We start from the raw sequence: 13,715 nt of genomic DNA, 5'->3' as shown, positions 1-13,715 counted from the left end.
TCTCTAGGCACTTTCTTTTAAGAGCGAAACCACTGTTTCATATTTTTGGGGATTAACCATACTTTTTACTGATAAGTGTGTCGCTTTCGGTGCTTTTTTACGGGCTTGTTCCGTTAGTTCAGCTTTTGTGACAATTAAAGCCCGTGTTTGTTGAGTTAATTCATTAATATTAATTTTTCGAATCGGCATTGAAATTTTCTCTTTATCTAAAATTTCTTCTAAGACTTTCATTCCCATCGTTGCTGACCCGACACGATCATCGTGAACCAAAAGAATCTCATTGACATTTGCTAAATCTCCCTCAATTTCAGAAGCAGGTGTTGCTTTGGAGGCTGTTGGTTGTGCGTCGTTTTTTTCTTTGGTACCTGATAGTTCAGCCACAATTTCATCATAACGTGGTGAGTTCAAGAAATTTTCAACTGCTACAAAGGTTGCATTAGGTGCTTTCTGTTTGGCCCGTTCTTGCAATTCCGCTTGTGTGACAATCAATGTATTTCCCTCATCGGTCAAATTATTAATGGCCCGATTCGTCACAGTTTGTACTAAACCAGCCTCTTGGACCTTTTTCCGTAAGATAGACGCACCCATTGCACTAGAGCCCATCCCAGCATCACAAGCAAAAATAATTTGTTGAATTCCTGACAATGAAGCACTACCATTTGTGACAGTTAATCCTTTTGATGCTGCTTTAGCAGCTTGGGTTTCTTTCACTTTTTGGGCAAATTCATCACTTTCTTCTTTCGCATCTGCTTTTAAAATGACTGCGGATACTGCAAAGGAAACAGCAGTTGCTGCCAAAACACCTAAAATAACTGGTAAGTAAGAACCCATTGGTGTCATCGCTAAAATAGCTATAATGGAGCCTGGAGAAGCGGGCGCACGTAAACCAGCATCTAACGTTTGGAAAACCAAACTACCTGTCGCACCACCTGCAATAACCGATAAGAATAATAACGGTTTCATCATTACATATGGGAAGTAAATTTCGTGGATACCACCAAGGAAATGAATAATTATTGCTCCCGGCGCAGAAGATTTTGCCGCACCTTTTCCAAAAAACATAAATGCTAATAAGACACCTAACCCAGGACCAGGGTTTGCTTCTAATAGGAAAAGAATTGATTTGCCAGCCGATAAGACTTGTTCTGTCCCTAGGGGTGTTAAAATGCCATGATTAATCGCATTGTTTAAAAAGAGCACTTTTGCCGGTTCAATAAAAATACTCGTTAATGGAATCAAATGAGCATTTAAAATGATTTCCACACCACGTGCCATTGCAGCAGTCAGCGCATCGACAATTGGGCCAATCGCTGAAAAACCAAGTAAAGCTAATGCAAAACCAATCAATCCAGCTGAAAAATTGTTTACTAACATTTCAAAACCAGCTTTAATCCGATGTTGGAAATACTGATCAAATTTCTTAATTGTAAAGCCACCAAGTGGACCCATAATCATGGCACCTAGCATCATCGGAATATCGGTTCCCACAATCACGCCCATTGTCGCAATTGCGCCAACTACGGCACCGCGATCACCTGCAATTACTTTCCCACCAGTGTAGCCAATTAATAATGGAATTAAATAGGTCAACATTGGGCCAACCATCGTGGCAAAGGCTTTATTTGGCAGATATCCATCTGGGATAAATAGCGCTGTCAAAACGCCCCACGCAATCAACGCCCCGATATTGGGCATCACCATGCTAGATAAGGTACTGCCAAGTCTTTGGACTTTTGCTTTAATTGATACTTTATTTTTTTCTGGTACTTGTTCCATTTTTATTCCCCTTCTCTCAAGTAACTTTTCTTGTTGACTAAATTGTATCCGCTTTCCGAATCTGGAAAAAGTCGTACTTTGGCACAAACCATTTTGCCAAAAGTTGAAAGAAAAAAGCACGTGTTCTCTAGTTACGAAAACCAGAAAACACGTGCTTGTTCCATTTCTAATAATTTCAATAATAAATGAACAACTTTTTATGCTATACTCAAATTGGCGACTTGCCTCGAAAGGAGGTGCATCACATGTACGACATTGTCACAAAAATTCTTGTGCCGATTTTTGTCGGGATTGTCCTGAAACTTGTAACCATTTGGTTGGAAAAACAGAACGAGGAATAAACAAGTTGCTTCCAGCCGCTGCTGTCTAAACAGCAAAAAAAGACACCCTACTACTGATAGGGTGTCTTTTTAGTGCATCCATGCACGACTTTGTCACAAGTTACCTTAAATTTATCATAGGGCCTATTTTTTGTCAAGGAATCTTCTTATCTTTTTTGTTTGATCTCTTAAATTAAAATATTTTATTTTTTAATATAAAATTATTTAAATAATTATTGAACATTTCAAATTGAATTGATTTTTTCAGACGTAACTTTAGGCTTGAGCCAGAATTTTTTGCGCTTCATCTATTGTTCGACAATCACTGAGCCGCTGAATGTTTTCGAGATCTGAACAGAAAAAAGCTAATTCTTGAAGCATGCTTAGTTGCCGTTGACTTTTTAGAGCAACGACAAATAACAAAGTAGCTATTTTTCGATCTGCTTCCGTACCAAAGTTGACCCCATCAGGCACTTGAATAAAGCAAATCCCTTCTTTTAAAACTTGTTCATCTTGTCCTTCCGCATGAGGCAATGCCACGAAGTTACCGATATACACGCTGACTTTTTGTTGACGTTGATACATTGCTTTGACATAGTCAGGCGTGACCAACTGATTTTTTAGCAGTAATTCACCAGAAGCTGCAAGTGCTTCCTCCCAACTAGCATACGATTGATTCAACATTATTTGCTCCGCTGTAATTTCAAACATCTCTCAACACCTAGCCTTTCATTTCTTCAATTAATAATGACGAAAGCAACTGATAAACAATGGCTTCATTTCCTGAATGAAAAATTTCTGTATTTAAATCATTCATAATAATCGCACCACTGATTTTTCCTAAAATTTTCCCGATTGTTTCATCAATCGGCATCGGCGCTAGCATGAGTAACATACGTTGTAACTGCATCGGCTTTTTATCCATCCCTTCAATCATAAGTGGCTGGGCCAGATTAAAAATACAAAAAACAGGCTGTGTCACTGCTGTACTTGAGGTATGGAATAAGGCCATTTCCGTCTGAGGAATCCCAATAGGCGCTTGCTCGTAACGTTTCATCAATTGCTGACAGACGATTGCACTATCGGTGATTAAATCTGCGGAAAGTTGCGCGAGAGCTTGTTGAACGGTTTCTGCTAAATCCGCTTGATTATTTAAATCTGCTATGAAAAATGTTTCTAATAGTTTACTAATTTCTTCCATGAAAGCGACCACTGTTTCGTAGCTTTCTTCGCCACCTATTTTTTTCACAGGCGCTTTCCTAAGCGAGCGTTTTTCGTGACTAATCCGCTTAAACTCTTCTTTCAATTGGCGGATTTCATCGTCTAAAAGTAACGGTGAGATCAATTTATATTTACCATTGTATCCTGGTAATAACGAAGTGGAAATCACTAAGTCATAGTTTTCCTCAACATTCACCTTACCTAAATCCGCAATCCGAAAAAAATGAATCTGGTTGATAAAAGGAAAGTAGCGCCGTAATCGCATTTCCAGCATACTTGTCGAAGCCAAACCGCTAGGAGAAAAACCAGCAATATCAACTTCCATAATTTTGGGACTCCGCTCTAAAGAATTGGCAAAATGAAGTACCATGTAGGCAATTTCCTCTTCCGATAAATTCTTTTGCGGAAAAATTTGCGGCAACGCTTGGCGTAAAGCCGCAGCTATTTCTTGATATTGATTCATAATCCGTTCTAAAATGGGATTCGTTAAATCTTCTTCTTGTAAAACCGCCCGAGAAAAAACACCTGATAAATGCGTCAACAACATTTTATACAAATTGGTATCTTCGAAAAAATTAACTTCCGTTTCTTGACTTACTGCTTCAATCAGTTGTTTCACTGCATAAGCCAGCTGAGTGTCAAAATGTTCATCAAAAAAATCTTCATCAAAAGAATTAGAAAAATCACTTAATAAGCTAGCAAAAAAAACAATCTCACTGACAGCGTATAGTTGTTTCGTTTCAGCAGCAACTTTTGAAAAAAGTCGTTTAGAACAATTTAGAAAGGCCTTATTCATCTGCCCAGTATAGGTCTCATCAGCTAAATAAAAACCTGCAGTGACCCGATCCATCGCAATTGTTAACATTAAAATCAAATGTTGTAATTTGCGATCACTTAATGCTGGAAATAAAGTTTCTACTTCTGGCTGAACAATTTTTTGTGCAAATGCTAAATGTTCTGCATGAATAAACTGAAAGAAAAAATGGTCGCTTGTTGTTAATTCGGTAAAATGAAAAAATTGGTACTCATTAATTTCCATACTTAGAATATTCGCCATTAGAAGACGGCGATATTTTTCAGAACCAGTCACTTCATAGCCTTGATTCCGAGAAATCGTCAACGGAATCCGAGCAATCCGTGTTTCTAATTGTTTAATATCGGCATAAAAAGTCGTATTACTAATACAATACGTTTCCAGAAAATAATGCATAGAGACTGGCTCTTTTGTTTGAAGTAATGTCAATAAAATCGCATGTTGCCGCGCCAAAGTAGAAAGTTCCTGTGTCTCTTCTCCTAAAATAGCAGCCTGAATTTCCGTCATCGCTGCTTCATCTGCTTGAATCGAAAAACGCCCACGAGCTACTTTTTCCAACGTTGCGCCCATCGATGCTAGCGAGGTTTCTAAATTTTCTAATTCACGATATACCGTCCGGCGGCTAACCTTTAACAAATTCATCATGCGGTTTACTGAAACGGGGGTAGGACTATTCACTAATTCCGTTAATAGAACAGTTTCTCTTGTCGTTAAAAACATCTATCAGCTCCTCCTTCCAGCCATTCTTGATACTCTTTCTTATTCAAAAAACTAGTAACTACGTATAAATTTTGTTGCGTTAGATCTAAATGATAGGCTTGCGCCAGTTCACGAGTCACTACGTAGGTTGTCTCCTTGGTAAAAAAGACTGTTTCCAGTGGTTCTTTAGATACTTCAATCGCGACTCCTTGTTTCGCCGCTTGTTGCCGCAATAATTCCATTCCCATTGTTTGCGATCCTCGAACATTCTCGGCATATAAAAAAACAAACTTCTGTCTTTGTTTTGTCGGGTTCGTTTCAGTAGACTCTGAACCAAGTGAAGATTGCTCTTGAGAAGAAGCAGTCAGTTTGGCTAAAACTTGCGGGTAATAGGATTTAATTTCTAAAAAATTTTGAACACTCACCATATCCTTTTCTGGGACGTACTTTTGTGCTAACTGTTTCAATTCTGCTTGAATGACCACTAATGTCTTAGGCTGCCACTTCATCTGATGAACGGACTGGTAAGTCACAGGTATCTCCAAGTCCACAGCTTTTAATTGTCGGCTCAGCAAACTAGCCCCCATGGCACTTGAGCCCATTCCTGCATCACAAACAAATAAAATTTGCTGATAGTTAGGTGTGACTGTTTCCACTTGGTCTTCCTCCTTCTCCTTCATCTTTATCATTGAAACTGGTTCAATTCCTCGTTGACGTTTTAATAACAAGCTTGCTATTGCAAAAGAGCACAGAAAGCTAACAAAAATTCCGCTAAAAACCACCAGCCTCGCCTCAGTCGGGGCATTGGCTAAAATCGCAACCAATGAACCTGGCGAAGCTGGAGCACTTAGACCCACATTAAATATTTGAAAAACAAGCGTACCACTCATTCCTCCAGCAATTACTGCTAAAAATAAGCGCGGGTCCATCAAAACAAACGGAAAATAAATTTCATGAATGCCCCCAATCAGTTGAATCATGGTGGCACCTCCTGCTGTTTTTCGTTGTCCTACAGGCCCAAACAGCAGAAAAGCAACCAAAACGCCCACGCCTGGTCCAGGATTTGTTTCCAATAGAAATAAAATGGACTGACCTGTTTGACTAGCACCTTCTAAACCTAGAGGCGTTAATAAGCCATGGTTAATCGCATTATTAAAAAATAACACTTTTAAGGGCTCTAAGAAAACGTGAACCAATGGTAAAAGATTGGCTTCAATTAACCAAGAAGAAAATTGATACAGCCAAAAACTAGCACTTTCAACAGCAGGAGCTACAACCAGAATACCAAAACAGCAAAGCAGTCCTCCCACAATTCCTGCTAAAAAGTTTTTAGTCAGCATCTCATAGCCTTCTTTAACTTTCGGTAAGAGAATTTGTTCAATTTTGGCGAAAGTATATCCTGCTAAAGGACCAATAAACATAGCACCAAACAACTGTGGAACATCTGTGGAAACAATCACGCCCACTGTCGCAATAGCAGCAACGACGCCGCCACGTTGTTCCTCGAACATTTTTCCGCCTGTAAAACCAATTAGAATCGGTAAAACAACTCGAATCATTATCGTTTCGACTTCAGAAAGAGCTAGCCGTAGATTCCCGGTCGTATAGCCAGCCACCAAAGACAATAAGCTCCACGCAATAAAAATACTCAAATTTGGCATAATCATCCCACTCAAACGATGACCAAAACGACGTAAATAGGGAGTTACTTTCACAAACTTATGTTTAAAAAAGAGCGAATGCATTTCTTTTTCCTTCATATTCCTTGTCCCTCGCTCTCTATGTAGATAATTAGAATACTTCTATTATATGAAATTTCACAAAAAAATAGTATAGATTTTTGTAAAATAATTCTTTTATACACCTCACAAGAGAATCCGTTTACATTAATAGAAAAAACTTTTATACTAAAAGAAAGAAACTCTTCGGATTGGAGGCCAATTATGGCAATCAAAGCAATTGTAATGGATATTGATGGTACCTTGTTAACTTCAGAAAAAAAGATTTCACCAAAAACGCGACAAGCATTAGTAGCTGCACAAAAACAAGGCCTCTCACTGATTTTGGCTTCTGGCCGCCCGACTAACGGTATGCGGCCCTTAGCAGATGAATTGGAGATGGCTCATTATAATGGACACTTACTTTCCTATAACGGCGCTTGTGTCACCCATCATGGCAGTCAGCAACAACTATTTAACCAGACAATTTCAAAATCATTGAGTCAACAAATTTTAGAACATTTGAAACAATTTGACGTAATTCCAATGATTAATGATGAAACATTTATGTATGTCAATGATGTTTTTCATAACACCTTACATTTAGAGACTGGTGATTTTAATATTATTGAATATGAATCACGGGGCGGCAACTTTCAATTATGTGAGTGGCGTGATTTAGCCGCCAGACTAAACTTTCCCTTGAACAAAATTTTAATTGCTGGTGAACCCGCCTATTTACAAAAATATCATGAGGCCATCTACGCGCCTTTCAAAGAAACCGTCACCGCTGCTTTTTCCGCTCCTTTCTATTTTGAATTTACCGCTAAAAATATTGATAAAGCGCGTTCTTTAGAAAAACTAACCCTACAGTTAGGCATAACTGCTGAAGAAGTAATTGCTTTTGGTGATGGTCACAACGATTATACAATGTTGGAATGGGCCGGCACGGGGATTGCTATGGAAAACGCCGTTGACGAGCTTAAAAGCATCGCAACGGAAGTCACTTTATCCAACGACAATGACGGCATCGCTGTTGCATTAGCCAACTTTCTTTAAGATCGTTGGTTGATGCAAGCGTACGCCGTCATTTTTTATTGCCTATTCAAATGTCGTGATTTTTTCTGGTGCTAAACGAACAGATTCATAACCAGTTTCCATGCCCTTACCCACAGATAAAATCATTACTGGGACATAGCGCTCTTGATCTAAACCAAATGTTTCGGCTAATTTTTCCGCTTCAAAACCACCGATTGGATTTGTTTCATATCCGTGAGCTCGGGCCACTAACATAAATTGCATAGCTGCTAAACTCGCATCAATTTTTACGATGTCATTCATTTGTTCTCTACTTAAACTTTCATAATGGGGAATAATGGCTGCTAATTGTTGGTCCCGCACTTCCTTAGGCATTTTACCACTAGCATAGGCTTGATTGTAAATTTCCTCTCCTCGCTCATGGCAGTTTAGATCACCAAAAATTAAGAGCATTGCAGAAGATGTTTCATTTTGACGCGTATTAAAGCGAATTAAGGGTTTTAATTTTTCTTTGCCTGCTTCACTTTCCACTACGACAAAACGCCATGGCTGCATGTTAACAGAAGAAGGGGCAGTGGTCGCTTCTTGAATCATTGTTAACATTTCTTCATGAGAAATTTTATGGGTTTCATCGTACACCCGAACCGATTTGCGGCCAAAAACAATCTCTGAAAAATCATTCGTTGTATATGTTGTCATTCTATCATACCTCTTTCGTTGTAATGCTTTGATCTAGTTTTGTCAAAAGTTCTTTTAACTGGCGACAGTCGTCCTTTGTAAATGTACTGGGAATAATTTCTGTTACCGTTTGTTGCTTGGCTGTACATTGCTGTAGTTCTTGTTGTGCTTTTTCTGTTAAATGCACTAGCACTTCCCGATTATTTTCTGGATTTCGCTGTCGTGTCACATACTGTTTCTCTTCTAAAATTTTCAAATGGCGAGTGACCGCACCACTATCGATTTTTAAGTGTTCTTGAATCTCCGTTTGAAGACACGGCTGACGTTCTTTTAAAATCATCAGCAACTCATAACGAGTCAAACTCAAGCCAACTTGCTCTTCAAAAACTTTGGTAATTTTTTGATCTAATACCTTTAACTGACATAATAATTGGCTGACTTCCCGTAATGATAACGACATAGTTTCCTCCTTAAAAAGATGACTCGTCAACAATTGACTAGTCAACTATAACTGTTTCTTTCTAAAAATGCAACCTTTTTTACAAGAAAAATAGAACAATTGACAGGGAGAAACTACAGTATTCCCCATCAACTGTTCTATTTTAATCAATCTATTTTTCGGTAACAGGTTCTGCTGATAACCGCTTAATTCCTAAACCAGTAAATGCACTGACCATTGAGAAGACAGGCGATAATAAGCTAAAGAAAACAAATGGTAAGTAAGTCAACGTTGGTACGCCAAAGGTCCCCGCTACGAAGCTACCTGCAATCCCCCAAGGAATGAGGTAGTTAATAACCGTCCCACCATCCTCCAAGGTTCTGCCTAAAACAGTCGGATCCAAGCCTTCTTTTTTGTAAACTTCTTTAAAGGCATTCCCTGGTAAAATAACCGATAGGAATTGTTCACCAATAAAAATATTTACGCCAATTCCTGTTAATAACGTTGATAAAATCAATTTCGGTGTACTGCTCATTTTCTGCGAAACAACTTCCATGACCGCAGAAATCAATCCTAATTCCATTAATAAGCCACCTAGAGACAACGTTAGAATAATAAGTGCAACAGTCGGCATCATACTCATAATCCCGCCACGACTTAATAATTGATCAATTTGTTCGTTCCCCGTTTGAGAAACAAACCCATTTTCCAACGTGTTTCCTAATGCTTGCAACGATACTTTCGGATTTTGAATAATAATCATAATTACTGCCACAATAATGTTCAACAAAATCGTGATAATCGCTGGAATTTTGCGCCAGGCACAGATTAACATTAAGGCTAATGGTAACAATGACCAAATTGAAATGGTAAAGTGGTCTTCCAATACTTGAATAACTTGAACTACTTCTGTCAGACTTGTATTCGCGTACGTTTGTCCTAAAATCATAAACAAGATTAAAGAGACGATAAATGCTGGTACAGTCGACCACATCAAGTTTTTTATATGTTTAAATAAATCCGCTTCAACAATCGCTGCGGCTAAGTTTGTTGATTCTGATAAAGGCGACATTTTATCACCAAAAACTGAACCAGAAACAATCGCCCCCACAACTAAAGCAGGATTTAACCCTAAGGTACTGCCAATACCGAAAAAGGCAATTCCAATTGTTGACATCACTGTAAAAGCACTACCTACTGCACTGCCGACAATCGCACAGACAATAAAAACTGACGGCACAAACCATTTAACACTAATCATTTTAAAACCAAAAACCATAATCGTTGGAATAATTCCTGCTTGAATCCAAACGGCAATCAATGCCCCCACTAAAATGAAAATAAAAATTGGAATAATCCCTGGCTTCAAGCCATCAACAATCCCTTTATGCATTTGATCAAATGGTACTTTACGAAACATTGCGTAGCCTAAAATCAATGCAATCACAAACAAAATAGTAATATTTGGCGATATCTTTAAGCCAATTACTCCTGTTGCAATAGCTGCCACAATAATTAATAACACGATACTTGCTTCTCGAACACTCACGGTCTTCTTTTTCTGTTTTTCTTTCATTTCGTTACTCTCCTCTAATCTTTTTTCTGAATACTCTGACATTAAAGGATCTTATGATAACGAATAACCCCTCCACAACTCATTGAAAACGCCTCCTAAAGCTACATAAAAAGAGAGATTCATCCTTAAAGAATAAGGACGAATCTCTCCGCGGTACCACCTTAATTAGAAGCTTACTTGCTTCTCGCTTATGTATTATGTAATTGTTACTACTTATTAGTGTAATTCACAAATAGACTTGATCGATTCGCAGCAACCATCGACTTTCTGAACAAAACATCTATTTCCTACTGGGCTAATAATTTATGAATCTCAATATACCAAGAAGAAACCGACTTGTCAACGAAAATAGTATAAAAAATTTTTTCACACGCCAACAAAAATTACTTTTTCTTTTTGTAAAAATAGAAAAGCGCCTCCGTTCTCACGAAAGCGCCTGTTAATTAATGGGTTGTGCCACCTTGTAGTTGAATATCTTCTTGCGTTTTTACTGCTGCTTCAATCATATAGAACAAAGAATCTGTGATTGCTTCTAATGACATAGAAGCAAACGTTGGTTTATCAATTGTTTGTTCTGGTAGGAACGGAACATGAATAAATCCGCCACGAATAGTTGGATATTTAGTGTTAATTAAGTGTAGTAAGTGATACATAATATCATTACATACAAAGGTTCCTGCTGTATAAGAAATCGCTGCAGGTAATTGATGGTCATGACAATTTTTTACCATCGCTTTAATCGGTAAATTTGTAAAATAGGCTGTTGCTCCATCTTCAACCAACGGCACATCGCTTGGTTGTTGTCCTGCATTATCCGGGATACGCGCTTCCGCTAAATTAATCGCCACTTTTTCAACAGTGACTGTTTGGCGGCCGCCTGCTTGTCCAACACAAATCACCATATCTGGTTGATGGGTTTCAATTGCTTCAGCCACTTTTTCACCACTAGTGCCAAAAACAGTTGGCACCTCAACTTTAATAATTTCAGCTCCTGCAATTTCAGCAGGTAATTTTTTGACTGCTTCAAAGGCAGGATTGATTGCTTCTCCTCCAAATGGATCAAAGCCAGTAACGACAACTTTCATTTCGATCATCCTTTCTTATTTGAATAGAATCATATAAACAATTTGGAAAATTAACATGAAAAGTGCAATCGGCAATTGATTTTTAATGACGCCGTACTTATCTTTCATTTCCAACATGGCTACAGGTACGATATTAAAGTTCGCAGCCATCGGTGTTAACAGTGTACCACAAAAACCACATGTTAAGGCAACCATCCCAACTAATGCGGGATCTGCACCTAAAGAAAAGACAAACGGCACACCAATTCCGACTGTCATCACGGTTATTGCTGCAAAGGCATTGCCCATGATAGCCGTAAAAATAACCATTCCCACAGCATAAATAATAATCCCTACATTGACATTTCCTGCTGGTACTACGGCACTAACCCCTTTTGAAATAATCTCACCAACACCAGCGCTAGTAAAAACAGCACCTAAACAAGCTAATAGCATTGGCAACGTACTAAGAGGACCGACTGTTTCTAACATTTCCGCCGCATCATCAAAAAATACTTTCGGCGTATTATTTTTAGAAAAGAACATCATGATGAAAATCGCTACAAAGACACCAACACCGACACCGACTAAAGCTCCTAAAGTAGTCAATGTGGCAAAAAGAATTGCAAAAACCCCGATACTTAGTGCGGGAATAAAAATCTTCATTCCTAATTTTTGAGACATTTTTTCCATGTATTCTTTCGAAGGTAAGCGACTTTCTCCTTTTGTCACTTTTTGAAGAATTGCCGGAATTGTCATCACAAAAATAAGTACGCCACAGGCAACTGGTGGAATAAACCGACCAAAACCGATTAAGATCCCTAAGATTCCCCAGAATAAACTAGTCCCATACGCATGTTGATTGGTTTTATCACGAAAACTACGAAAACTTGTATATAACAAGATAATCCCCATAAAAATATAAAGGACTTCCAATAACTTTGCACTCAAATCAATACTTGGATCTGTGAAAAAACTCATTTCAGTCCCTCCTGTCCATAATATTTTTTACGTAATCTTTTTTCTTTTAAAGTAAAGTAAATACTTGCCGAAATTAAGGCAACTAAGGCGACTGGTACTTCCACTAAAGCCAATTTACCTAATGTCACTTCATAGCCTAAATCTTTTAATGTTGATTGAACAAGTAATGCCCCAGCCCCACCAACAAACAGAACTTGACCAAAGAACCAACAGATATTTTCCATGGCTGAAGCCATCCCTTTTAGTTCTTCTTCATACTCTGGCACCATTGGTAAATTTTTTGATTCAATTGTTCCTAACGCCATTGGCAAAATAATCGGACGCACAAAACCTGCTACCCCACCGAAACTTACGTTAAAAGCGGCGAAGATAATCCGAAAGACACCATAAATGTCAATAATCACACCAGCAGATACCTTTTTGAATCGTTTAATCAACGTAGCTGCTGACTCTTTCAAGCCATTTCTTTCTAAAGTTCCTGTTGCTAACATAATAATAATAAAGATAGCCATGCCTCGATTATTCACAAAGGTTGTTCCTAGTGTTTCTAGCATTGATGTCAAACCAAGCCCGCCAGTAAAAGCCGTCACTATTAAAGCAACCATCACAATCAAGATAGCATCAAATTTCAATGCGAAGCCGACAATGACGATCAATACGCCTAATAAAGGTAATAAATCCATCAAATCTCTCCTTCTTAAAATAAAATTTCACTTTCCATTATATGCCAATTTTCGCTCATTTGTAAGACTTTTTTAATTTTTAATGTTATTTTTTCTAAAGACACAGTTTCCAACACTTTTTAGAGCTACCACTCGCACTTTTTTCTTTTTTCCGCTAGAATAAAAGAAACAATAACATTGAGGAGGATTTTTATGTTCCAAACTTTTAGAGAAAATTTTCGGCGCCATACCCTATTGCGCGACGCCGTCTTTATCGTTATCGGAAGTGCCATTGTCTTTAATCCCGGTGCTTTCTTCCAGTTCGTCGGTTATTTAATTGCTGGTTATTTGATGCTTTTAGGGTTAATTAATATTTATGATGACTACAAAATAAAAAAACAAACGGGTAGCTGGGGACTTGGTTTCGTAACAGGTTTAATCTTTGTCGTCTTAGCAGTAGCCTTTTTATTTTTTGCACCGGTGATTGTTTCGATTCTGCCGTTTTTATTAGGGATTAGTATCGTTATAAACGGCCTCGTTCAATTGACTTTTGCTTTAAATACTCGTCAAACAGGTGCGCTTATCTACAGTATTCTGGTTTTAATCGCTGGAGCTGTTTTAGTTTTCAACCCCTTCAAAAGTCTCTTAGTTTTGATGCAAGTCTTTGGATTTATCCTGATTTTCATGGGTGTCATTGAAATTATTGGTCATTTTAGAAATAAAGCTTAA

At 38.1% G+C, this 13,715-nt stretch carries 13 protein-coding genes and 1 other annotated feature; of the genes, 3 read left to right on the top strand and 10 right to left on the bottom strand.

What is annotated here, in order from left to right:
- Window positions 1-3: 3 nt before the first annotated feature.
- The gene (locus IGK27_RS01560) at window positions 4-1,776 is read right to left on the bottom strand and encodes a PTS mannitol-specific transporter subunit IIBC (protein ID WP_033626492.1); all 1,773 of its coding nucleotides are present in this window, start codon (window positions 1,774-1,776) and stop codon (window positions 4-6) included.
- A gap of 245 nt (window positions 1,777-2,021) precedes the next feature.
- Here IGK27_RS01560 and IGK27_RS01555 point away from each other — a divergent pair, with 245 nt between their 5' ends.
- Window positions 2,022-2,117 carry a type I toxin-antitoxin system Fst family toxin gene (locus tag IGK27_RS01555; RefSeq protein WP_122975133.1) on the top strand — a complete coding sequence of 32 codons (96 nt, stop codon included), beginning with the start codon at window positions 2,022-2,024 and terminating at the stop codon, window positions 2,115-2,117.
- Between the two features lie 255 nt (window positions 2,118-2,372).
- On the opposite strand, the gene IGK27_RS01550 is transcribed toward IGK27_RS01555, so the two are convergent.
- From IGK27_RS01550 to IGK27_RS01540, 3 genes are read right to left on the bottom strand one after another with little or no spacing between them, the layout of a single operon-like run.
- Window positions 2,373-2,807, bottom strand: coding sequence for a PTS sugar transporter subunit IIA (locus IGK27_RS01550; protein WP_002358391.1), 435 nt, complete (start codon window positions 2,805-2,807; stop codon window positions 2,373-2,375).
- Between the two features lie 10 nt (window positions 2,808-2,817).
- Complete coding sequence (locus tag IGK27_RS01545; protein WP_016626080.1) at window positions 2,818-4,851, bottom strand: BglG family transcription antiterminator; 2,034 nt, start codon at window positions 4,849-4,851, stop codon at window positions 2,818-2,820.
- Entirely contained in the window at window positions 4,842-6,590 is a 1,749-nt protein-coding gene (locus IGK27_RS01540) for a PTS transporter subunit EIIC (RefSeq protein WP_033626493.1), read from the bottom strand. Before IGK27_RS01540 ends, IGK27_RS01545 begins: the two co-directional genes overlap by 10 nt.
- A gap of 183 nt (window positions 6,591-6,773) precedes the next feature.
- Between IGK27_RS01540 and IGK27_RS01535 the strand changes: the two genes are divergently transcribed.
- Complete coding sequence (locus IGK27_RS01535) at window positions 6,774-7,607, top strand: Cof-type HAD-IIB family hydrolase (RefSeq protein ID WP_002358387.1); 834 nt, start codon at window positions 6,774-6,776, stop codon at window positions 7,605-7,607.
- A 42-nt stretch (window positions 7,608-7,649) separates the two neighbouring features.
- On the opposite strand, the gene IGK27_RS01530 is transcribed toward IGK27_RS01535, so the two are convergent.
- The 6 genes from IGK27_RS01530 to IGK27_RS01505 all read right to left on the bottom strand — a co-directional run bounded on the left by IGK27_RS01530 (window position 7,650) and on the right by IGK27_RS01505 (window position 13,007).
- A complete protein-coding gene (locus tag IGK27_RS01530; protein WP_002358386.1) occupies window positions 7,650-8,285 on the bottom strand; it encodes a nitroreductase family protein in 636 nt (211 codons plus the stop codon).
- Between the two features lie 4 nt (window positions 8,286-8,289).
- Entirely contained in the window at window positions 8,290-8,724 is a 435-nt protein-coding gene (locus IGK27_RS01525; protein WP_002362972.1) for a MarR family winged helix-turn-helix transcriptional regulator, read from the bottom strand.
- Between the two features lie 151 nt (window positions 8,725-8,875).
- Entirely contained in the window at window positions 8,876-10,321 is a 1,446-nt protein-coding gene (nhaC, locus tag IGK27_RS01520; RefSeq protein WP_051587277.1) for a Na+/H+ antiporter NhaC, read from the bottom strand.
- An 89-nt stretch (window positions 10,322-10,410) separates the two neighbouring features.
- Window positions 10,411-10,586, bottom strand: a binding site (T-box leader).
- Between the two features lie 136 nt (window positions 10,587-10,722).
- Window positions 10,723-11,364, bottom strand: coding sequence for a pyroglutamyl-peptidase I (gene pcp, locus IGK27_RS01515; protein ID WP_002355269.1), 642 nt, complete (start codon window positions 11,362-11,364; stop codon window positions 10,723-10,725).
- A gap of 15 nt (window positions 11,365-11,379) precedes the next feature.
- Window positions 11,380-12,324 carry a DUF979 domain-containing protein gene (locus IGK27_RS01510; protein WP_002355267.1) on the bottom strand — a complete coding sequence of 315 codons (945 nt, stop codon included), beginning with the start codon at window positions 12,322-12,324 and terminating at the stop codon, window positions 11,380-11,382.
- On the bottom strand, window positions 12,321-13,007 hold the full coding sequence (locus IGK27_RS01505) for a DUF969 domain-containing protein (RefSeq protein WP_002355265.1): 687 nt from the start codon (window positions 13,005-13,007) through the stop codon (window positions 12,321-12,323). Before IGK27_RS01505 ends, IGK27_RS01510 begins: the two co-directional genes overlap by 4 nt.
- Before the next feature lie 192 nt (window positions 13,008-13,199).
- Here IGK27_RS01505 and IGK27_RS01500 point away from each other — a divergent pair, with 192 nt between their 5' ends.
- Entirely contained in the window at window positions 13,200-13,715 is a 516-nt protein-coding gene (locus IGK27_RS01500) for an HdeD family acid-resistance protein (RefSeq protein WP_002381189.1), read from the top strand.

Origin of the sequence: Enterococcus sp. DIV0236 (assembly GCF_050558525.1) — a bacterium.
Taxonomy (GTDB): Bacteria; Bacillota; Bacilli; order Lactobacillales; family Enterococcaceae; genus Enterococcus; species Enterococcus faecalis.
This window is presented reverse-complemented; position numbering and strand designations above follow the sequence as displayed.